At 66.6% G+C, this 21,223-nt stretch carries 16 protein-coding genes; 10 read left to right on the top strand and 6 right to left on the bottom strand.

Annotation, left to right across the window (positions count from 1 at the left end):
* Positions 1 to 319: 319 nt before the first annotated feature.
* Both P1X14_RS08550 and P1X14_RS08545 read left to right on the top strand, forming a co-directional pair.
* Positions 320 to 1,990, top strand: a complete 1,671-nt coding sequence (locus tag P1X14_RS08550; protein ID WP_277314916.1) for a carboxylesterase family protein — start codon at positions 320 to 322, stop codon at positions 1,988 to 1,990.
* Positions 1,987 to 3,123 (top strand): lactonase family protein, encoded by a 1,137-nt coding sequence (locus tag P1X14_RS08545; protein WP_277314915.1) that lies wholly within the window; start codon positions 1,987 to 1,989, stop codon positions 3,121 to 3,123. The genes P1X14_RS08550 and P1X14_RS08545 overlap by 4 nt, the downstream gene beginning before the upstream one ends.
* Here P1X14_RS08545 and P1X14_RS08540 read toward each other — a convergent pair.
* Positions 3,120 to 4,355, bottom strand: a complete 1,236-nt coding sequence (locus P1X14_RS08540; RefSeq protein WP_277314914.1) for an MFS transporter — start codon at positions 4,353 to 4,355, stop codon at positions 3,120 to 3,122. The genes P1X14_RS08545 and P1X14_RS08540 overlap by 4 nt on opposite strands.
* A 191-nt stretch (positions 4,356 to 4,546) precedes the next feature.
* Between P1X14_RS08540 and P1X14_RS08535 the strand changes: the two genes are divergently transcribed.
* The 5 genes from P1X14_RS08535 to P1X14_RS08515 all read left to right on the top strand — a co-directional run bounded on the left by P1X14_RS08535 (position 4,547) and on the right by P1X14_RS08515 (position 13,240).
* Positions 4,547 to 6,415, top strand: coding sequence for a hypothetical protein (locus P1X14_RS08535; protein WP_277314913.1), 1,869 nt, complete (start codon positions 4,547 to 4,549; stop codon positions 6,413 to 6,415).
* A gap of 316 nt (positions 6,416 to 6,731) precedes the next feature.
* A complete protein-coding gene (locus P1X14_RS08530; protein WP_277314912.1) occupies positions 6,732 to 8,981 on the top strand; it encodes a TonB-dependent receptor in 2,250 nt (749 codons plus the stop codon).
* 108 nt (positions 8,982 to 9,089) lie between these two features.
* Entirely contained in the window at positions 9,090 to 10,781 is a 1,692-nt protein-coding gene (locus P1X14_RS08525) for a thiamine pyrophosphate-binding protein (protein WP_277314911.1), read from the top strand.
* 65 nt (positions 10,782 to 10,846) lie between these two features.
* On the top strand, positions 10,847 to 11,563 hold the full coding sequence (locus tag P1X14_RS08520; protein WP_277314910.1) for a FadR/GntR family transcriptional regulator: 717 nt from the start codon (positions 10,847 to 10,849) through the stop codon (positions 11,561 to 11,563).
* Between the two features lie 102 nt (positions 11,564 to 11,665).
* Complete coding sequence (locus P1X14_RS08515; protein WP_277314909.1) at positions 11,666 to 13,240, top strand: aldehyde dehydrogenase (NADP(+)); 1,575 nt, start codon at positions 11,666 to 11,668, stop codon at positions 13,238 to 13,240.
* Positions 13,241 to 13,306: 66 nt separating this feature from the next.
* Here the strand turns inward: P1X14_RS08515 and P1X14_RS08510 are convergent, their stop codons facing one another.
* The 4 genes from P1X14_RS08510 to P1X14_RS08495 all read right to left on the bottom strand — a co-directional run bounded on the left by P1X14_RS08510 (position 13,307) and on the right by P1X14_RS08495 (position 19,252).
* Positions 13,307 to 14,320 carry an aldose epimerase family protein gene (locus P1X14_RS08510; protein ID WP_277314908.1) on the bottom strand — a complete coding sequence of 338 codons (1,014 nt, stop codon included), beginning with the start codon at positions 14,318 to 14,320 and terminating at the stop codon, positions 13,307 to 13,309.
* Positions 14,317 to 16,764 carry a glycoside hydrolase family 3 protein gene (locus P1X14_RS08505; protein ID WP_277314907.1) on the bottom strand — a complete coding sequence of 816 codons (2,448 nt, stop codon included), beginning with the start codon at positions 16,762 to 16,764 and terminating at the stop codon, positions 14,317 to 14,319. Before P1X14_RS08505 ends, P1X14_RS08510 begins: the two co-directional genes overlap by 4 nt.
* 57 nt (positions 16,765 to 16,821) lie before the next feature.
* Positions 16,822 to 18,345: an ABC transporter permease/substrate-binding protein gene (locus tag P1X14_RS08500; RefSeq protein ID WP_277314906.1), complete on the bottom strand. Its 1,524-nt coding sequence runs from the start codon at positions 18,343 to 18,345 to the stop codon at positions 16,822 to 16,824.
* A gap of 142 nt (positions 18,346 to 18,487) precedes the next feature.
* Positions 18,488 to 19,252: an ATP-binding cassette domain-containing protein gene (locus tag P1X14_RS08495; protein ID WP_277314905.1), complete on the bottom strand. Its 765-nt coding sequence runs from the start codon at positions 19,250 to 19,252 to the stop codon at positions 18,488 to 18,490.
* A 52-nt stretch (positions 19,253 to 19,304) separates the two neighbouring features.
* Between P1X14_RS08495 and P1X14_RS08490 the strand changes: the two genes are divergently transcribed.
* Complete coding sequence (locus P1X14_RS08490; protein WP_277314904.1) at positions 19,305 to 20,084, top strand: SDR family oxidoreductase; 780 nt, start codon at positions 19,305 to 19,307, stop codon at positions 20,082 to 20,084.
* Positions 20,085 to 20,194: 110 nt separating this feature from the next.
* On the opposite strand, the gene P1X14_RS08485 is transcribed toward P1X14_RS08490, so the two are convergent.
* Positions 20,195 to 20,500, bottom strand: coding sequence for a 4a-hydroxytetrahydrobiopterin dehydratase (locus P1X14_RS08485; RefSeq protein ID WP_277314976.1), 306 nt, complete (start codon positions 20,498 to 20,500; stop codon positions 20,195 to 20,197).
* Between the two features lie 29 nt (positions 20,501 to 20,529).
* On the opposite strand from P1X14_RS08485, the gene P1X14_RS08480 reads away from it, so the two are divergent.
* Together P1X14_RS08480 and P1X14_RS08475 are read left to right on the top strand one after the other, a co-directional pair.
* Positions 20,530 to 20,922 (top strand): metallopeptidase family protein, encoded by a 393-nt coding sequence (locus P1X14_RS08480; protein WP_277314903.1) that lies wholly within the window; start codon positions 20,530 to 20,532, stop codon positions 20,920 to 20,922.
* Positions 20,919 to 21,223, top strand: a 305-nt coding sequence (locus P1X14_RS08475) for an ATP-binding cassette domain-containing protein (protein WP_277314902.1), incomplete at its 3' end; no start/stop codon positions are given. The genes P1X14_RS08480 and P1X14_RS08475, both read left to right, overlap by 4 nt.

Here is a 21,223-nt window from a genome sequence, read left to right as displayed (position 1 = left end):
TGAATTTCACCGCGCCTGTCTTGTCGGTCTGGCGCCCGGCGCGGCTGCATTTACAACGTTGTCATTCCGGTTCGCCGCACTGGTCTTCGCCAGCGATGGACGACCATACTTCCCTGCGGCTGCTCAATGCATCGACGCGCGGCAAACGCCGTCATTGGTTTCCGGTCGGGCTATATTGATTCTGGATGCCGGTGATTTCGGGCGTCCGGGCGAAGTTATCGTGCGGCACGCCAAACCAATGTGGGGCTTTGCGGCACAGCGGCTACACCTATGCGAAAGGCTGGGACGATAGCGCCCGCCATAATCGCCGGAGAGGTCCATGATCCGCACTGTTTTCGCCACCGCCCTTGCGCTGTCGCTGACAACGCTTCCCGGCGGCGGCAGCGCATCGCTCGCGCCGCCCGTGCCCGCGCCGGTCGAGACCGTTCGCATCGATACCGGGCTGCTGTCGGGCGTGGCGGGCCGCGATCCCGCGATCCGGGTGTTCAAGGGCATTCCCTATGCCGCACCGCCGGTCGGCGAGCTGCGCTGGCGCCCGCCTGCGCCTGCCAAGGCGTGGCGCGGCGTGCGCAAGGCGGACGATTTCGGCAATCTCTGCCCGCAGCATGATCCGCGCGTGAAGGACATGCCGATGAGCGAGGATTGCCTGACCGCGAATGTGTGGACCGGCGCGGCTTCGGCGAAGGAACGGCGCCCGGTCTATGTCTGGATCTATGGCGGCGGCTTCAACGAAGGCTTTGGCGCCAATCCGCAGTTCGATGGCGAGGGGCTGGCGAAGAAGGGGGTGATCGTCGTCACCTTCAACTATCGGCTGGGGCCGCTCGGCTTCCTCGCAACCCCCGAACTGAGCAAGGAGTCCGGCCATAACGCCTCGGGCAATTACGGCCTGATGGACGATATCGCGCTGCTCAAATGGGTGCAGCGGAACATCGCGGCGTTCGGCGGCGATCCGAAGCAGGTGACCATCGGCGGCCAGTCGGCCGGGGCAGGATCGGTCGGCTTCCTGTCGATGTCGCCGCTGGCCAAGGGGCTGTTCCATCAGAGCGTGGCGGAGAGCCAGGTCCGCTATCCGCGCGATCTCGAGCTGCGCTACCTCAACACCTCGACCCGGACGATGAAGGGCGCCGAGACTGCGGGCGTGGCCTATGTCGCCGCACGTGGCACGCGATCGCTCAAGGAACTGCGGGCGATGCCGTGGCAGCAGCTGATGGAGGGCAGCGGCGTCGCCGATCCCGACGTCTATACCGGCAGCCCCTCGCGCCCGCCCTTGTTCCGTCCGGTGGTGGATGGCTGGATCGTGCCGCGCACCTATGGCGAGACGCTGTCGGGCGGCACGCAGAACCATGTCGGCTATGTCGCGGGCAACAACAAGGACGAGAGCGGCGCGGTGCCCGAGACGGCGTTCGAGACGCTGCGCGCCAACCCGCCTATCAACCGGCCGGGCATGCCGCACACCAGCGTGACGCTGTCGGTCTATGTGAACTGGGCGAAGACCAAGTTCGGGCCCATGGCCGGCGAGTTCCTGAAACTCTATCCCGCCACTAATGATCAGGAAGCGGCGCTCGCCAACAACGACGCGGTGCGCGACAATTCGCGCGTCTCGACCTGGATGTGGGCGCGCGAATGGACGAAGACGGTGAGACAGCCGGTCTTCACCTATTTCTGGAGTCATGCTCTGGTGGGGCCGACCCGGCTGACGCGCGGGGCATTTCATGGGTCCGAGATCATGTACATGTTCAACAGCCTCGATGCGAACGACCTGCCCTGGACCGACGAGGATCGCCGGATCGCGGACATCATGTCCTCCTATCTCGCCAACATCGTGAAGCGCGGCGATCCGAACGGCCCGGGCCTGCCGCTCTGGCCCGCATTCGATGCAAGCAAGCCGCAGGTGATGGAGGTGGGCGACCGGTTCGCGCCGATCGCCATCGCGTCGCCCGAAAAGCTCGATTTCTGGCAGCGCTTCTTCGCGACGCAGGACGCATGGTGAGCCTCTCGCGCCGCAGCTTCGCCGCGGGGCTGGCGCATGCCGCGCTCGCCGCGCCCGCTGCCTTCGCCCAGACCGCGCCGGGCCGGATCGTCTATATCGGCACGCAGGCCAGCGAGCCGGGGCAGGGCATCTTCGCCGCGCGGCTCGATACGCGCGCGGGCAAGCTGATCCCCATCGGCGTCGCGTTCGAAAGCAAGCGGCCGACCTGGGTCGAGGCGCATCCGGACCGGCCCTTGCTTTATACGGTGGTCGAGGCCGGCAATGAAAGCGGCGGCGAACTGATCGCGCTTGCCTCTGCGCCGGGCACCGGCGCGCTACGCCTGCTCAATCGCGTGCCTTCGGGTGGCGGCGGGCCGACCCATCTGGCGCTCGATACGCGCTCGAACACTTTGTTCGCCGCGCATTATGGCAGCGGCCATGTGAGCGCGGTGCCGATCGGTCCCGACGGATCGCTCGCACCGCCCGCATCGATGGCGCAGAATCAGGGCACCGGTCCGCACCGGCGTCAGGCGGGTCCGCATGCCCATGCCGTGCTGCTCGATCCGTCACGGCGCTTTGTGCTGTCCGCCGATCTCGGTGCCGACAAGATCTTCGTCTACCGCTTCGACCCGGCAAGCCGCGCGCTGACGCCCGCCGATCCGCCGTCCGAAGCCGTGACGCCGGGCCATGGCCCGCGTCACCTCGCTTTCCGCCCCGACGGCAAATTCCTGTATTTGATCACCGAGCTGGTGCCGGAGGTCCATGCCTATCGCTGGAATGCGGGCCGGCTGGTGCCGGTGCAGACCGTGCCGATTGCCATCGACGAAGCGAAACGCGCGACCAGCAGCGGCGCGGAGATCGCCACCAGCAGCGATGGCCGCTTCCTTTATGTCTCGATCCGCGGCGAGGATGTGATCCTGGCCTATGCCGTCGACAAGCGCACTGGCGCGCTGACCGAGATCCAGCGGATCGGTTCGGGCGGGCAGCGGCCGTGGAGCTTCGCGATCGATCCGAGCGGGCGCTGGATGCTGGTGGCGAACCAGACCTCGAGCAATGTCGCGCTGTTCGCCCGCGATCCCCGCACCGGCAAGCTGCGCGATACCGGCAGCAGTATCGCCGTGCCCAAGCCGACCAGCTTCGCCTTCCCGCGCTAGACCTGAAACCCCTCGGCGCGGCGCAGCGCCGGAAACAGCTTCGCCCAGAGCAGGGCGATGGCGACGGCTCCCGCGCCGCCCGCCACTACCGCGGCGACCGGCCCGATCAGCGCGGCGAGGAAGCCCGATTCCGCTTCGCCCAGTTCGTTCGAAGCCGAGATGAACAGCGTCGAGACCGCCCCCACGCGTCCCCGCATTTCGTTCGGCGTCGAGATCTGGATCAGCGACTGGCGGACATAGACCGAGAACATGTCGGCCGCGCCCAGAACCGCGAGGCAGGCGAGCGACAGCGGAAACCAGCGCGACAGCCCGAAGCCGACCGTCGCCACCCCGAAGACACCGACCGCCGCCAGCATCTTCACGCCCACGCCCTTCGACAGCGGCGCCCATGAGAACCACAAGGCGATCAGCATCGCGCCTACCGCCGGGGCTGCGCGCAGATGGCCGAGACCCGCTGGGCCGACATGCAGTATGTCGCGCGCGAAGATAGGCAGCATCGCGGTCGCGCCGCCCAGCAGCACCGCGAACAGATCGAGCGAGATCGCGCCCAGCACCAGCCGGTTGTGGATCACATAGCTGAGCCCCTCGACCATCTGCCGCCACGGATTGCGCGATCCGTCGATCCCGGTGCGGGCGATGGGGCGGATCATCAGCATGCAGAACAGCGATCCGCCGAGCAGGAACGCCGCGACCATATAAGGCATGTGCGGCGCCCCCGCGTAGAGATAGCCGCCCATCGCCGGCCCCGCGATCCCGCCGACGCGCCCCGCGATCGCCGTGGTCGCCACCGCGCGCGGCAGCAGGGCAGGGGGCACGAGGTTGGGCGCCAGGGCATTCTGCGCAGGCATCGAAAAGGCGCGCGCCACGCCCAGCAGCACCGCGACCGAGAACAGGATGCCCAGCGTCATCGTCCCCCGGAAGCTGAACCAGGCGAGCAAGGCCGCGCAGAACAGCAGCAGCGTCAGGCACAGCCGGGCGATGAAGCGCCGGTCCACCCGGTCCGCGGTCCAGCCGGTGATCAGCACCAGCGCGAACAGCGGCAGGAACTGCGCGAGCCCGATCAGCCCGAGCTGGAGCGCGGCCTGTTTCAGCCCCATCGTCTGCCGCGCAATGTCATAGACCTGCCAGCCGATGACGATCACCATCGCGTTCTGCGCCAGCGTCGAGCACAGCCGCGCCGTCCAGAAATAGCGGAAATCGCGGATCGCCAGGGGGTGCCGGTGCTCGCTCACTTCATTCTCCACCCGTTCGCGTGAGCGGCCTTAGACCCATGCGTGGCACATCGGACGATAAGAAGCGCGGCAGAACTGATCGCCATTTACAGGCTTGTGATTGGACCTTCCGCCCTTCCGCCCGTCACAGATACAACAGCAAAAACCAAGATGGGCGACGCATTGTGCGGCCGCACCACGAGGAGGGATCGATGGACCGCCGCGCGTTTCTGGGCGTAATTCCTGCTGCCGCCGTCATGGCGAGTGCGGCCAAAGCCGCAACTCTCACCGCTGGCCCGAAAAAGAAGGGCGTGATGCTGATGAACCGCATCGCGCCTTCGGTTTCCGAGCTGCGCATCAGCGACGTGGATGGCGCGAACGAGCGCAAGCTGCTGGGCGATACGCGCTTCGAATATAATGCGGGCTTCACGCCCGGCGGCGGGCTGGTCTTCACCTCCGAACGCAATGGCGACGGCCAGTCGGACATCTTTACTGCGCGCGCAGACGGCACGGGCATCGCGCCGCTCGTCACAGGATCGCCGGTGGACGATGCCGGTGTGGTTTCGCCGGACGGACGCTTCCTTGCCTTCGTTTCGACCCGCAAAGGCTATCGCGCGAACATCTGGCTGCTCGACTTGAAGAACGGCCGCACCCGCCAGCTCACCGGGATCGGCGCGGTGCGCGGCAAGGAAGGCAAGCCCGATTGCTATTTCCGCCCGCAATGGTCGCCGGACGGCAAGTGGATCGCCTTCTCCTCGGATCGCAACACCGAATGGACCGGCCATGATGGCGGCGCTGGCTGGGAGCATACCCAGGAGCTTTCCATCTATGTGATCCGCCCCGACGGCACCGGCTTCCGCCAGGTCGCGACCAAGCCCGGCTATTGCCTCGGCTCGCCCAAATGGTCGCCGGACGGCCGCCGCATCGTGTTCTACGAGATGACGGTCGAGGCAACCTGGGGCGCCCGGCGTCCCAACTATGTCGGCAAGGCCTATTCGCAGATCGTCTCGGTCGACGTGGCAACCGGCGAGCGCGTCGAGCACACCACCGGCACCGACCTCAAGCTCCAGCCGCAATATCTGAGCGCCGGCGAGATCGGCTATCTGGTGAAGTACGGCCCGAACGAGGGTCTCGCCTACACCTCCGATCGCCCGGCGCTGAAGCGCAGCTTCATCCGCGCGCCGATCTGGTCGCCTGATGCGAAGTCGGTGATCTACGAGAAGGTCGATTTCAAGCCGGTCCGTCCGCTGTTCAAGCCGCTCTACAGCTGGGACAAGGACTGGGACTATAAGCATGTCGACGTCTTCCCGCTGATGTCGCGCGACGGCTGGGTCGTCTTCACCGAGAAGCAGCTGGGCAACAGCTCGGTGCTGATCATGCGGCCCGATGGCTCGCAGAGGACCAAGGTCTTCGAGAGCAGCGGCCGCGGCCTCGACGAGGCCAAGGTGCGCATGGGTCTGGCCGGCGCGTTCCAGCCGGCCTGGTCGCCCGACAATCAGTGGATCACCTTTGGTCTCGGCTACTGGTTCTTCGAGCGCAACCGCGCCACCGCCGCACTGTGGCGCGTCCGCCGCGACGGCACCGGCGCCGAACAGCTGACCGACGGTTCGATCCATTCGGGCTTCCCCAGCTATTCGGCCGACGGCAAGGAAATCGTCTTCCGCGTGTGGAGCGCCGAGGAGAAGGGCCTGCGCATCCTCAATCTCGAGACGCGCCAGATCCGCAAGCTGACCGAAGGCTATGACAATCTCCCCGGCTGGTCGCCCGACGGGAAGCGCATCGTCTTCACCCGCAAGCGCGCGGAGGACGGCAATTTCGACATCTATACGATCCGGCCCGACGGCACCGGCCTGTTCCGCTGCACCGATCATGAATCGAGCGACGGCCATGCGGTGTGGACTGCCGACGGACGCATCCTGTGGAGCGGATCGCAGCACGGTTTCCGCGACGAGGCCGCGCTCTACGAACAGACCTTCCAGCAATATGGCCAGATCTACGTCATGAATGCCGATGGCACCGGCAAGCGCATCCTGACCGACAGCAAATGGGAAGATTCGATGCCACTATATCTTCCCGCGTAAAGATCATCGCAAAACACAACCGGATTGTTTCATGTCATTACAAGGAAGTGATCCGGTTGTTGTTGCGATTATTTTGACAACGTTGACCAGATAATCACACGCATTCGCGGAATTTATCGGGGATCGTGCGGTTGTGATCATGGGCGCGGCGCGCCTTGCCAATAGAGACAGTGGCAGCCTGAAGAAGCGGTGCGCCGGGGCGTGCCGTTCTTCATGCCCGTTGGGCCGGCGCCGGTGGCGCGTGGCCTTCGTACCAATACCGCCGATCCGTGCAGCAGACCGGACGGCGGCCCGGGATCAGATTGGGGAGGATGACATGAATTCACGCAATCCATCGGCCACGCGCCGTTCGCCGCGGCTCCGTGCCGCGATGCTCGCAGGCTCCTGCATCGCACTGCTCGGCGCCACATCGGCGCTCGCGCAGGACGCACAGGAAGAGTCGCAGGAAGGCAATGCCGAGATCGTCGTCACCGCGCAGAAGCGCGCGCAGAACGCGCAGGACGTGCCGATCGCGATCACCGCGCTGGGCGGTGACGATCTGGCCTCGGCCGGCGTCAGCGATACCGAGGATCTGAAGGCGGCGGTCCCCTCGCTCAACGTCACCACTGCGGTCGGCGGCTTCGGCCTGCCGCGCATCCGCGGCATCGGCGCCACCGGCCAGGGCCCGGGCATCGAGAACCCGGTCGCGATCTATGTCGACGGCGTCTATTATGGCGCGGCGTTCGGCGTGCTCCAGTCGCTGTTCGACGTCGATCAGGTCGCGGTGCTCAAGGGACCGCAGGGTACCTTGTTCGGCCGCAATGCCACTGGCGGCCTGATCCAGATCGCCACTCAGGATCCCAAGTTCGAATGGGGTGGCAAGGCCCAGTTCGGTTACGGCAATTACGAGACGTTGAACGGCGCCTTCTTCGTCACCGGCGGGCTTTCGTCGAACATCGCGATCAGCGTGTCGGGCCAGTATGAAAAGCGCGAGGAAGGGTTCGCGAAGAACCTGTTCACCGGCAACGACGTCGGTCAGGGCGATGGCTGGTCGGGCCGCGCCAAGCTGTTGTGGGAGCCTGGCGCGACCACGCGCGTGGTGTTGAGCGGCGACTTCAACGGCCGCGACGCCGCCGAGCCTGCCTTCCGCCAGTTCAGCCGTAATGCGCTGGGTGTGATGCTTGCCGGATCGGAGCGCGATATCGTCGCCGATGTCGATCCGCTGCTGCGTGCGCGCCAATGGGGCACCAGCCTGACGATCACCCAGGATCTAGGCAGCGCTGAGCTGAAGAGCATCACCGCCTATCGCCGCTCGACCCTGCGCACTTTGTTCGATCCGGACGGCACCACCCAGCCGCGCATCCGCGTCGACAACAACAACTACGACACGCAGTTCACGCAGGAGATCAACCTGGTCTCGCAGGGCGACGGCGCACTGAAATGGGTGATCGGCGCCTTCTACATGGACAATGACGCGGGTCAGGATCCGGGCCGTACCACCGGCCTCTTCACCTTCGGCAACAATGGCTATTCGGACGATATCTATTCGGTCCGGGTGAAGTCGATCTCGGGCTTTGCCGAGCTGACCTATGCACTGGGCGACGCGACCAACGTCATCGCTGGCATCCGCTACACCAGCGACGATCGCTCGTTCGAAAGCTATCAGGTCGATTTCAACGGCAACACCAACACGACGACGCGCAGCGCGACGATCACCGGGCAGAAGACCTTCGGCAACACCAGCTGGCGCCTGTCGGTCGATCACCGTTTCTCGCCCCAGCTGCTCGCCTATGCCAGCTACAATCGCGGCTTCCGCGGCGGCACCTATAATCCGCGCGGCAGCCTGACCTCGATCCTTCAGCCCGAGACGGTCGATGCGTTCGAAGTCGGCTTCAAGTCCGACCTCGCCGATCGCACCCTGCGCCTCAACGTCGCCGCCTATTATTACGATCAGGACGCGGTGCAGGTGCAGCAGGTGATCGCCGGCCGCAACAATGTGTACAATGCGAACGGTGCCGAGATTTACGGCGTCGATGCCGACATCACCTGGCAGCCGACCCGCAATGTCCGCATCTTCGGCGGCGTCGGCTACACCCATGCGCAGTACAAGGATTTCCCGCAGGCGGTGATTTCCTATCCCTATCCGCTGGCCACCGGCTTCGTGATCCCGACCGGCCAGACCTGCCTTGGCACCAACGGCAATCCCTTCACCCAGCTTGGCGGCAACTGCCTGCTGATCGGCGATCGTTCGGGCGCCGAGCTTCAGAACACGCCGAAGCTGACGCTCAGCCTTGGCGGCAATGTCGATATCCCGACGGGCATCGGCACCTTCTCGGTGGCGGGCAATTATTACTATAATGACGGCTTCGTCGGTTCGCCGGACGGCCGGGTACGCCAGCCTTCGTACAATCTGGTCGACGCCTCGCTCACCTGGAAGCCGAACGACGGCAGCATCTATGTCCGCGTGTGGGGCAAGAACCTGACCGACGATTTCTACCGGACCCAGCTGAGCGCCACCAATGCCGGCGACAACGGCACCGCGGGCAATCCGCGTACGTACGGCGCGACCTTCGGCTTCGAGTTCTGATCTCTCCGGAATTGGGGGAGGGTATATTCAATCGGCGTCCGCCGGATTTGAATGACCCTCCCCCTTTTGCGCGCGCCTAGCCTGTCCGCACCCAGTGGAAAGGCGAGAATGACGACGATCACAGGTGCCGAAGCGGCCGTCCGGATGCTCCAGCATCACGGCGTCCGGCACATTTTCGGGCTGTGCGGCGACACCAGCCTGCCCTTTTACGATGCGCTCCACCGGCTCGATCACGGCATGGAGCATATCCTGACCCGCGACGAGCGCAGCGCCGCCTATATGGCCGATGCCTATGCCCGCGTGACCGGCCGCCCCGGCGTGTGCGAGGGGCCGAGCGGGGGCGGGGCGACCTATATCCTGCCCGGCGTGATCGAAGCGAACGAGTCCTCGGTCGCGCTGCTGTCGATCACCTCCGACGTGCCCGTCACCGCGCGCGGCCGCTATCCGCTGACCGAGCTCGACCAGAAGGCGCTGTTCCGCCCGCTGACCAAGTGGAACGCGGTGGCGGATCATGTCGGCCAGATCCCGCATCTGTTCCGCACCGCCTTTCGCGCGATGACCACCGGGCGGCCCGGCGCAGCGCATATCGGGCTGCCCTATGATCTCCAGAAGCAGGACCTCGCAGCGGATCAGATCTGGGCGCAGGCCGAGCATGGCCGCTTCCCCGCTTTCCGCACCGCGCCCGATCCCGCGCTGATCGAGGCTGCCGCCGATGTGCTGCTGGCGGCGAAGCGTCCGGTGTTCGTGGTCGGCGGCGGCGTGATCATCTCGGGCGCCAGTGCGGAGCTGGCCGCGCTCGCCAGCCTGCTCGATGCGCCGGTGGCCTCGACGATCAGCGGGCATGGCGCGATCCCCGACAATCATCCGCTCGCGGTCGGTGTGGTCGGCGCCAATGGCGGGACCGACCAGACGCGCGAGGTGGTTGCCGCTGCCGATACGGTGATCTTTATCGGCTGCCGCGCGGGTTCGACAACGACCGAGCATGGCAGCGTGCCCGGACCCAACGTGCCGATCGTCCATATCGATGTCGATCCGATGGTGGTCGGCGCCAACTACCGGATCGAGGCAGGCCTGGTCGGCGATGCACGTCTTTGTCTGTCCGCACTCGGCGCGGCGATCGCCCACCGGCTGGACGGCGCGCAGCGTGGGGGCGACACCGCAACGCGATTGGAAGCGATGCGCCACGCCAAGCGCGCCCGTTTCGAACAACTCGCCCGTTCCGACGAGCGGCCGATCCGCCCCGAACGCATGCTGGCCGCGATCCAGAAGGCGCTTCCGGCCGATGGCATCGTCGTCGCCGATCCGGGCACGCCCTGCCCCTATTTCTCGGGCTTTTTCGATTTCGAGACCACCGGCCGCCGCTTCATCACCAATCGTGCGCACGGCGCGCTCGGCTTCTCGCTCTCGGCCGCGGTCGGCGCCTGGTATGGCTCGCCGGGATCGAAGGTGGTCGCGGCGATGGGTGACGGCAGCTTCGGCTTCACCGTCGGCGAGCTGGAAACCATCGTCCGCAAGCGCGTGCCGGTGACACTGGTGGTCTTCTCCAACGCGTCGTTCGGCTGGATCAAGGCGAGCCAGAAGGACGGCTATGGCCAGCGCTATTTCTCGGTCGATTTCGACCGGACCGATCATGCCCGCATCGCCGAAGCCTATGGCCTGCGCGCCTGGACGGTCCGCGATCCGGCCGAGATCGACGGCGCGATCCGCGCGGCGATCGCGCATGACGGACCGACTCTGGTCGACGTCATCTCGCAGCCGCTGGAGGAGTCGGCAGTGCCGGTCAGCCGTTGGATGGGGTGACCCGGCGTCAGCGCGCGCGGCCGATTGCGTTGCCGCATGGCACGCGCTCGACTAGAGCGCGACAGATGCGCAAACCCCGCCCGAAATCGCTGCGTCTCCACGGCACCGTGGCCAGGGATATCGGCATCCACATCGTCACCGGCGTGCTGCCCCCGGGCCAGCTGCTCGACGGCGAGATCGCGGCCAGCGAGCGGTTCAAGGTCTCGCGCACCGCCTATCGCGAGGCGATTCGCATCCTTGCCGCCAAGGGGCTGGTCCATTCGCGGCCCAAGATCGGCACCCAGGTGAGCGAGCGCGCCGCATGGCATCTGCTCGATCCCGACGTGCTCGGCTGGATGTTCGCCGAGACCGCGCCCGATCCCCGGCTGATCGAGGCGCTGTTCGAGCTGCGCCGCATCGTCGAGCCGGACGCGGCCCGGCTGGCGGCGCTGCGGCGTACCCCCGAACAGCTCGAACGCATGCGCGCGGGCCTGGACGGCGTGGCAAAACACAGCTTCGCCACCGAGGAAGGCCGCACCTGCGATCATGATTTCCACGCCGCGCTACTCGAAGCGTCGCACAACGATTTCGTGATCTCGCTCACCAACGGCGTGGCGACCGCGATCGAGCTGACCACCGCGTTCAAGCAGGACAAGCTGCCCGCGCCGCACGATGCGCTGCCGGTCCATCTGCGCGTTTTCGAAGCGATCGAGGCGCAGGATGCCCAAGGCGCGCACGATGCGATGGCGGCTCTGGTCGAGCGCGGTCTTTCCGACACCATGGAAGCGCGTGGCTGCTGTTAGGTTTTGCGTCGCGACGGTTGAACGTGGCGCGCCTACGCCCTAAATCCGATAGGCATTCATGTTACCGCTAACTTTTTGCGGACATTCAGGAGGGATCTTGCCATGACGCTGACCGGCGAATTGTTCATCGCATCGGACCGTGTGAAGCGCGAAGGCGCGGGATTCCGCGCGGTTTCGCCTGCTACCGGTGCGGAAATCGAGCCGAGTTTCAGCGTCGCGACGGTCGAGGACGTGGCTGCGGCCACTGCGGCGGCGGAAGCGGCCTTCCCGGTCTATTCGGCGCTTCCGCGCGAAAAACGGGCCGAATTCCTCGATGCGATTGCTGACGAGATCGATGCGCTTGGCGAAACATTGACCGAGCGTGCCATGGCCGAAACCGGCCTGCCGCACGCCCGCCTGACCGGCGAGCGCGGCCGCACCAGCGGCCAGATGCGCCTGTTCGCGCGCGAACTGCGGCTGGGCGAATATCTCCGCCTGCGGATCGATCACGAGATTCCGGACCGCCAGCCGGCGCGCAAGCCCGACCTGCGGCTGCGCATGGTGCCGCTGGGTCCGGTGACCGTGTTCGGCGCCAGCAACTTCCCGCTCGCTTTCTCCACCGCCGGCGGCGACACCGCCTCGGCGCTGGCGGCCGGTTGCCCGGTGGTGGTGAAGGGTCATTCGGCGCATCCCGGCACGGCCGAACTGGTGGCCGGTGCGGTCAGCCGTGCGGCGGAGAAGACCGGCATGCCCAAGGGCGTGTTCAGCCTGATCAACGGTCCGGGCAATTCGGTCGGCGCGGCTCTGGTCACCGATCCGCGGATCAAGGCGGTGGGCTTCACCGGATCGTTCGGCGGCGGCACCCAGCTGATGAAGCTGGCGGCGGCGCGTCCGGTGCCGATCCCGGTCTATGCCGAGATGAGCAGCATCAATCCGGTCCTCCTGCTTCCCGCCGCGCTCGAAGCACGCGCCGAAGCGCTGGCCGCCGGTTTCGTCGGCTCGCTGACGATGGGCGCAGGCCAGTTCTGCACCAATCCCGGCCTGCTCCTCGCGATCGAAGGCCCGGCGCTCGACCGGTTCCTGACCGCGGCAGCGGATGGCGTGGGCGGTGCTGCGGCACAGACCATGCTGACCCCGGGCATCCACAAGGCCTATGAGAACGGCGTGGCGCGGATGGTGTCGGCGTCCGCCTTCAAGCAGCTCGCCGAGGGCGCGGAGCCGGGCGGTCCGCATTGCGGCCGCGCGGCGCTCTTCACCATTTCGGCCAAGGACTTCGTGGCCGATCCCGAGCATGCCGAGGAAGTGTTCGGCTCGGCCAGCATGGTCGTGCGCTGCACCGATATCGGCGAGATGATCGCAGTGCTCGAATATCTCGAAGGCCAGCTGACAGCGACGGTCCATCTCGACGCGGGCGACACCGAACTGGCGGGCAAGCTGCTGCCGGTGCTGGAGCGCAAGGTGGGCCGCATCCTGGCCAATGGCTGGCCGACCGGCGTCGAGGTGACCGACGCGATGGTCCATGGCGGGCCGTTCCCGTCGACCGCCGACGGGCGCAGCACCTCGGTCGGCACGCTGGCGATCGACCGCTTCCTGCGGCCGGTCAGCTATCAGGACATCCCCGACGCGCTGCTCCCCGCAGAACTGCGCGACGGCTATACCGGCGTGCCCCGCCGCGTGGACGGCAAGCCGGTTCTCTGAACCGGATTTCGAAGAGAGTTAGGAAGGGGCCGGGGAGCGATCTCCGGCCCCTTCTTCATCTTCACCCTATCCGAACGCCTCGTCCACGCTCCCGGCGGTGCGGAAGCGGAAGGCGAGGCGGTGTTCGTACCGCTCACCCGGATCCAGCCGCGCCGAGGGAAATTCCGGCCGGTTCGGGCTGTCCGGAAACAGTTGTGGCTCGAGGCACAGGCCCGCGCGTGCCGCATAGGTCCCGCCCGAAGTCCCCGGCGGCCCATCCGCCAGATGGTTGCCCGAATAGAGTTGCAGCCCAGGCTTGGTCGAATGGAGATCGAGCACCCGCCCCGATTCCGGATCGTAGAGCGTCGCGGCACGGCCCGGTGCATCGATCGCCCAGTTGTGATCATAACCCAGGCCGCGGACGAGCTGGGTATCGTCCTGCGCAATGTCGCGCCCGACCGGCTTGGGCGTGCGGAAGTCGAACGGGCTGTTCGCCACCGGCCGCAGCGCGCCGGTCGGGATCAGGTCGGCGTCAACAGGCGTGATATGACTCCCGGCAATGCGCAGCACATGATCGAGGATCGTCCGCCCGCTCGCCTCGCCACCTAGGTTGAAATAGGCATGATTGGTCAGGTTCAGCACCGTTGGCGCATCGGTCTGCGCGCTCAGCGTGATCGCCAGTCCGTCCTCCTCCATCCGGTACAACGCCTCGACGCGCAGCGTGCCGGGAAAGCCATTCTCGCCATCCGGGCTGGTCAGGCCGAAGCGCGCGCTGCTCGCATCGGCATCCTCCAGCGCCCAGTCGCGCTGGTCGAACCCCGGCGCGCCGCTATGGAGGTTGTTCGGCCCGTCATTGGCAGGCAGGCGATACTCGCGCCCGTCCAGCATGAAGCGTGCGCCGCCGATCCGGTTGGCATAGCGGCCGACCGTCGCGCCATAATAGCGCGCGACCCGCCGGTAATCGTCGAGATCGCGGCACCCCAGCACCACATTCGCCACCCGGCCCTCGCGGTCCGGCACCTCGAGGCGGCGCAATGTCGCCCCGAGGGCGAGAAGCTGTGCGCGATAGGGGCCGCGCGCGATCTCGACGGTTTCGGTCATTTGGCTCCCGGACACACCGAATTGTTGGGATCGGACACGATCCGCACATCGGCGATGGTGACGACGAACGGACCGGTCGCCTGAAGGACGAACGGCGCCTCGACCTTGGTCAGGTCGACGCCATTGGCGGTATAGCATTTCAGGAACACCTTGGCAGTCTGCCAGCCGCGCGCCGTGCCGAACAGGCTGGTCGCGTCGATCGCTCCCTTGTTGGTCCCGCCTTCCATCAGCAGCCGCACGGGACCCTTGGGCGCGACGTCGACGCGGTAGCTGATCTGGATCGACAGATCGGCATTGGCTTCGCGGGTGAAGTCCAGCGCGCCGCCGCCGATGCGCACCGTCTCCGCGCCCGCGGGCCAGGTCAGCTGCACCGCGCCTTCCTGCTGGGCCGGGCCCTCGGCGACCGCGCGCTTCACCTGGCTGTCGCTCCAGAAGGAGAAGGGCGCCGGCGTCTGACCGCGCGAGAAGAAGATGGTGGTGTTGGCTAGGCTGGAGTCGAGGCCCGCTTCCTCGCTCAGCGTGCCGACCTTGCCGGGTTTGGCGTAGGTCAGGCCATAGCCGAAGGCGAACAGCGGATCGTAGCCGGTCATGCCGCGGTTGAGCACGAACTGTCCGGCACTCTTGGGCCAGCTGTACGACAGGCGGCCATGGAAATCCTTGCGCGGCTTGCCCGTCCTGTCGCCGATGATGACGTCGGCGATGCCGCCGCCCTCGGTGCCCGGCAGCCATGCCGCGACGAAGGCGTCGGACGCGTTGAGTTCCGGGTTCACCCACATCGGCCGGCCCGAAAGGAACACCGCGACGGTCGGGATGCCCTGCGCGCGCAGCTTGCGCAGCGTGGCTAGCGCCTGCTTGTCGCCGGGCTGGAATTCCAGCGTGCGGATATCGCCGCGCATCTCGGCATAGGGCTGTTCGCCGAACACCACGATCGCGACATCGGGCTTCTTCGCGAAGCTGCCATCGACCGAGAGGGTGGCGCTGCCGCCATCCTGCTTCACCGCCTCGGCGATGCCGGCATAGATGGACTGGCCGTTCGGGAACAGCTCGTTGCCATTGCCGTCGCCCTGCCAGCTCAAGGTCCAGCCGCCGCTCTGCATCCCGATCGAATCCGCGCCGGGTCCCGCGACCAGAATGTTGGCGCTCGATTTCAGCGGCAGCACGCCTTCGTTCTTGAGCAGCACGATCGACTTGCTCACCGCCTCGCGCGCCACCGCGCGATGCTCGGGCGTGCCGAGCAGGTCCTTGCCCTCCAGCGGGCGCGGCGCATCGAACAAGCCGAGGCGGAACTTCACGCGCAGGATACGGCGTACCGCATCGTCGACGCGCGACATCGGGATGGTGCCCTCACGCACATGGCGCACGGTCGATTCGAACAGGCCCTTCCAGCTGTCCGGCGCCATCGCCATGTCGAGGCCCGCGTTGAAGGTTTGCGGGCAATCGGTGGCGGTGCAGCCGGGGATCTGGCCATGGCCGTTCCAGTCGCCGACGACGAAGCCCTGAAAGCCCATCCGCCCCTTCAGTACATCGGTCAGCAGCGACTTGTTGCCGTGCATCTTCACGCCGTTCCAGCTGTTGTACGACGCCATCACCGTCATCGTCCCGGCATTGATCGCGCCGGGATAACCGGCGGCGTGGATGCGGATCAGCGTGGCTTCGTCGACCTGCGTATTGCCCTGATCGATGCCATCGGTGGTGCCGCCATCGCCGAGGAAATGCTTGGCCGATGCCGCGACCTGGCCCTGCTGGATGCGGCCCTGACCGGGCTTGCCCTGCAGCCCCTCGATCATCGCGCCGGCATAGCTGGCGACCAGCGCGGGATCCTCCGAATAGCCTTCATAGGTGCGGCCCCAGCGATCGTTCTGCGGCACCGCAAGCGTGGGTCCGAACGCCCAGTCGGGACCCGCCGCCGCAGTCTCCAGCGCGGTGACATGGCCGATGCGGCGGATCAGGTCGGGATCGTTGGCCGCGCCCAGCCCGATATTGTGCGGGAAGATCGTCGCGCCGATGACGTTGTTGTTCCCGTGCACCGCGTCGACACCGAAGATCAGCGGGATGCGGACATGGCCCGGCCGTTCCTCCATCGCCACCGCGCGGAAGGCGCGGGCGGTTTCCACCCAGTCCTTCTGCGGCGACCGGTCATTGCCCGAAAGCGGCGGGGAGTTGCCGCCCGCCAGGATCGACCCGACCGGATATTTGCGCAGCTCCTCGGGCTTGATGTTGCCGATGTCGGCCTGGATCATCTGGCCGACTTTCTCCTCGACGCTCATCTGCGCGAGCAGTGCGTCGATCCGCTTCTCGGTCGCGGGGTCGATCAGCCCCTGGCTCGCCGCAGCGGGCCATTGGGCGGGATCGGCGACGGTCGGTTCAGACAGCGTTGTCGGCGCTTGCTGCGCAACGACCGGCGCGGCGACAAGGATGGTGGTGACCAGCAAAAGCTTCCGCATCATTCTCTCCCGGGGATTCTGTTATCGTTGTCAGGATAGCGGCCGAAACGAGAAAATCTAGCGCTTCAGCCGCGCCGCCAGCCAGTCTGCCGCCGCGTCGGGGCTGCGCTTGTCGCTGTCGCGGTCGACCATGTAATTGGCCTGGCGCATGTCCTCGACCCGGATCGCGCCGATCAGTGGACGCAGCGCGGCTTGGAAACGGGCATCGTCCGCGCGCTTCGGGGCGAGCAGCAGAATCGCGTCATAGCCGGGGATCGCGCTTTTGGGATCGGTCAGCACCGCAAGGCCGGAAGCCGCGATCCGGCCGTCCGAGGAGAAAGCCGGGATCACGTCCGCCTCGCCGCTGTCCAGCGCCTTGTACATGAAGGTCGGCTGATAGGGGCGGGCGGACTTGAACTTCAGTCCATAGGTGTCGCGCACCGATCGCCATTCGGGCCGCTCGAGAAACTCGACATCGGTGGCGAGGTTCATGGACGGCGCCTGCGCGGCCAGATCGGCGAGTGATACAATGCCGCGCTTGCGCGCATCGTCGCCGCGCATGGCAAAGGCATAGGCATTCTCGAAACCGAGCGACCCCATCGAGAACACATCATGCTTCTCGCGGACCCATTGGCCGACCCCGGCGACGATCGCCTCGCGCCCTGGCACGTCGCTGCGCTGCATCTGGTTGGTCCACAGCGTGCCCGAATAATCGACATAGACGTCGATATCCCCGCCCGCGAGCGCGCTGAACGCCACCGCCGATCCCAGCCCCTCGCGATACTCGACTTTGTAGCCCGCCGCTTCGAGCCGGTCGCCGATCAGCCGGGCGAGGATATATTGCTCGGAAAAGCCCTTGGCGCCGATGACGACCGTGCCCTTGCCGCTGGGCAGCGCCGGGGCCAGCGCGATCAGCGTGGCCAGCAGCAACGTGCCGAGGCTGCCCCAGACCAGCAGCCGCTTGCGGTTGGCGATGCCATATTCGGCCAGCCCCAGCAGCGCGTCGACCGACAGCGCGAGGCCTGCCGCGGCGATGCATCCGGCGAGCACCAGCGCCCAGTTCTGCGTCTGCAGTCCCGCGAAGATCAGGTCGCCCAGGCTCGGCTGGCCCACGGTCGTGGAAAGCGTCGCCGCACCGATGGTCCAGACTGCGGCGGTGCGGATACCCGCCATCAGCACCGGCAGCACCAAGGGCGCCTCGACCAGCCGCAGCTTCTGCCAGCGCGTCATGCCCATCCCGTCCGCGGCCTCCAGCACCGCGGGATCGAGATTGGCGAGGCCGGTGACTGCGTTCCGCAGGATTGGCAGCAACGCATAGAGCATCAATGCGAGCAGCGAGGGCAGGAAGCCCAGCGCCGGTATCCCGCCGCCGACGAAAGTCGAGAGCGACAACAGGATCGGATAGAAAAGCGCGAGCAACGCAAGGCTGGGGATGGTCTGGATCAGGCTGGCAAAGCCCAAAGCGATCCGCCCGACCACACGGTTGCGCGCCGAGAGGATCGCCAGCGGCAGGCTGATGACCAGCCCTAGCAGCAGCGCCGCAAACGCCAGCAACAGGTGCTGGGCAAGCAGTTCGGGGACGCGAGCGAAAGCGGCGATCATGAAAATCCTCCCCCGGAGGGGGAGGAGGACCGCGAAGCGGCGGAGGGGTATTCTCCACGAGCGATGCCGCGCGCGGAGAATACCCCTCCGTCATGCTGCGCATGCCACCTCCCCCTCCGGGGGAGGATTTGAACAGCGGCAATCACGCCTCCAGCTCCGCCAGCCGCTGCGCCTGTTCGCGCGGCACCGCGACCAGCGCCTGCGCTTCGGGGCCGCCTTCGCCCGCCAGCAACTGCTTCGGCGTGGCGTCGGCGACGATCCGTCCGGCGGCCATCACCAGCACCCGGTCCGCCAGCAGCAGCGCTTCGGCCATGTCGTGGGTGACCAGGATCGTGGTGAGGCCCATCGAAACGTGCAGCGCGCGGATCGCCTTGCCCAACCCATCGCGCGTCACCGGATCGAGCGCGCCGAATGGCTCGTCCATCAGCATCAGCCCCGGCCCCGTCGCCAGTGCACGCGCCACCCCGACCCGCTGGCGCTGTCCGCCCGACAGCGCATCGGGCATGCGCGCGGCGAACGCGCCGGGCAGCTCGACCAGTGCCAGCAGCTCGGCGATGCGTGCGGCGCTATCCTTCTCGCCCGCCAGTTTCAGCCCGATCGCGACATTCTCGCCCACGGTCATGTGCGGGAACAGCCCGACATTCTGGAACACATAGCCAATCCGGCGGCGCAACAGCGGGGCGGGCTGGGCGGACACGGCTTCACCGCCGACCAGCACTTCGCCATCGCTCGGTTCGATCAGCCGGTTGACCATCTTGAGCAGGGTCGACTTGCCCGATCCGGAACTGCCCACCAGCGCGACGAAGCTGCCGCCCGCAATCTCCAGCGACACGCCGTCGACCGCAGTTGCAGCAGCATATCGCTTACTGACATTTTTGAAGGTAACGCTGCGCGACAGGTCTGGCATCTTGCGCGGTTGTGCGGGATGGTGGGGCAAAGGACAAGAAGAGGAGAGGGGCATGGCCAAGGCGGCATTCATCACCGGCGGCGCGTCGGGGATCGGGCTGGCGGTGGCGAAGGATCTCGCGGCGGACGGCTGGCTGGTCGGTTTGGCCGACGTCAATACTGCCGCGCTGGCCGAAACCAAGGCTGCGATCCCCTCCGCGGAAACCTATCAGATGGACGTGCGCGACAAGGCGGCGTGGGAAACCACGCTGGCCGCGTTCGGTGAGAAGAGCGGCGGGCGGCTCGATTTCTTCTTCAACAATGCCGGGGTCGCGGTGGGCGGACCGCTCGACGTGATGTCGGAGGACGACATCGATCGCGGGCTTTCGATCAACATCAACGGCATGGTCTATGGCGCCCGCGCGGCGCACGGGCTGCTGAAAGCCACGCCGGGTTCGGCGATGATCGTCACCAGCTCGGCCGCGGGCATTTCGGGCAATGCCGGCATGTCGGTGTACAGCGCAGGCAAGTTCGCGATGCGCGGCTTCGCCGAATCATTGAACGCCGAATGGGCGCCGGAAGGGATTTATGTCGGATCGCTGATGCCCAGCTTTATCGAGACGCCCCTGCTCAACAAGGTGATGCCCGATTCGAACCGCAATGTGCGCGAATCGGTGCGCGGTGCGGGGCTGGAAATCACCCCGGTCAGCGAGGTGGTGAAGACCGTGCGCGGCATGCTCGCCAGCCGCAAGGCGGTCCACACCCGCGTCGGCAAGACTGCGCACCGGCTATGGTTCATGGCACGCTGGATGCCGGGAACGCTGCGCAGGCTCTCCGGAAAATCGTTTAAATAGAGTCTTTGCGTCGGCAACGCGCGGCTCCAGCCCGCTCCCCCACCCGGCCTCCCATTCAGCATATTCTGTGGGAGGCCGGGTGGGGGAGCGGGCTGGGGCCGCTTACAAAATCACAACAACCCGTCGATCGCCTGCGCCATCTGGATATCGCGGGTGGAAAGGCCATCGGCGTCGTGCGTGGTGAGCAGGATGTCCACCCGGTTCCACACATTCGACCATTCGGGGTGATGATCCGCCTTGTCCGCCAGCAGTGCGACGCGGGTCATGAAGCCGAACGCTTCGTTGAAATCCCTGAAGGTGAAGCGCCGGGTGATCGCATCGCGCTCCGGCTCGTGAGTCCATTCGGGCAGCGAGGCGAGCGATTCGGTCCGCAATCCATCGGTCAGCCGCGTCACCATCATCCTCTCCTTGCGAATGGTCGAGCGCACGGCCTATGCCCCATGGCATGAGCGGGCAAGCCCCAGACGCGGCAGCGATCGAGCGGATGGCGCGGGAGGCGTTGTCGCAGATCCCCGAGCCGTTCCAGTCCCATCTCGCGGACGTCGTGCTGATCGTCGAGGAATATGCCGATGACGAGGCGCTCGACGCGCTCGGCATCGAGGATCCGCTGGACCTGACCGGCCTTTATCATGGCCGCCCGATCGGCGAGAAATCCTCGTTCGAAAGCGGCGCGCTGCCCGATCGCATCCATCTCTATCGCCGCCCGATCCTCTTCGAATGGTCGGAAGGCGGCGAGACGCTCGAGCGGCTGGTCTGGCATATCGTCGTGCATGAGGTCGGCCATCATTTCGGGCTGAGCGACGACGATATCCACGCGCTCGAGGACTCGGTCGAGTGAGCCTGCTCGCGTTTCGCGACGTCGGCTGCGTGCGTGGCGGGCGGTTGCTGTTCGAGGGGCTGAGCTTCGCGGTTCCGGAGGGCGGCGGCTGCCTCGTCACCGGGCCGAACGGCGTGGGCAAATCGAGCCTGGTGCGGATCGCGGCCGGGCTGCTCGATCCTGCGGCAGGCGAAGTCGCGTGCGAGGAGCGAGCGCTGCTGGCCGAGGCTTCGGCGCACGATCCCGAATTGCCGCTGGGCAAGGCGCTCGGCTTCTGGGCGGGGATCGATGGCGGGGCGGTGCCGCCTGCGCTGGCGGCGGT

This window comes from Sphingomonas sp. AOB5 (assembly GCF_029433115.1).
Lineage (GTDB): Bacteria > Pseudomonadota > Alphaproteobacteria > Sphingomonadales > Sphingomonadaceae > Sphingomonas.
Note: the sequence above shows the minus strand (reverse complement) of the source record. Positions and strands in the feature narration are given on the sequence as shown.

Excerpts from the sequence above, each read along its gene's own strand:
- P1X14_RS08515 (WP_277314909.1), top strand. The coding sequence starts at position 11,666 with ATGACGCTGACCGGCGAATTGTTCATCGCATCGGACCGTGTGAAGCGC.
- P1X14_RS08550 (WP_277314916.1), top strand. The coding sequence starts at position 320 with ATGATCCGCACTGTTTTCGCCACCGCCCTTGCGCTGTCGCTGACAACG.
- P1X14_RS08535 (WP_277314913.1), top strand. The coding sequence starts at position 4,547 with ATGGACCGCCGCGCGTTTCTGGGCGTAATTCCTGCTGCCGCCGTCATG.
- P1X14_RS08510 (WP_277314908.1), bottom strand. The coding sequence starts at position 14,320 with ATGACCGAAACCGTCGAGATCGCGCGCGGCCCCTATCGCGCACAGCTT.
- P1X14_RS08490 (WP_277314904.1), top strand. The coding sequence starts at position 19,305 with ATGGCCAAGGCGGCATTCATCACCGGCGGCGCGTCGGGGATCGGGCTG.
- P1X14_RS08520 (WP_277314910.1), top strand. The coding sequence starts at position 10,847 with ATGCGCAAACCCCGCCCGAAATCGCTGCGTCTCCACGGCACCGTGGCC.
- P1X14_RS08525 (WP_277314911.1), top strand. The coding sequence starts at position 9,090 with ATGACGACGATCACAGGTGCCGAAGCGGCCGTCCGGATGCTCCAGCAT.
- P1X14_RS08505 (WP_277314907.1), bottom strand. The coding sequence starts at position 16,764 with ATGCGGAAGCTTTTGCTGGTCACCACCATCCTTGTCGCCGCGCCGGTC.
- P1X14_RS08530 (WP_277314912.1), top strand. The coding sequence starts at position 6,732 with ATGAATTCACGCAATCCATCGGCCACGCGCCGTTCGCCGCGGCTCCGT.
- P1X14_RS08495 (WP_277314905.1), bottom strand. The coding sequence starts at position 19,252 with ATGCCAGACCTGTCGCGCAGCGTTACCTTCAAAAATGTCAGTAAGCGA.
- P1X14_RS08500 (WP_277314906.1), bottom strand. The coding sequence starts at position 18,345 with ATGATCGCCGCTTTCGCTCGCGTCCCCGAACTGCTTGCCCAGCACCTG.
- P1X14_RS08480 (WP_277314903.1), top strand. The coding sequence starts at position 20,530 with ATGAGCGGGCAAGCCCCAGACGCGGCAGCGATCGAGCGGATGGCGCGG.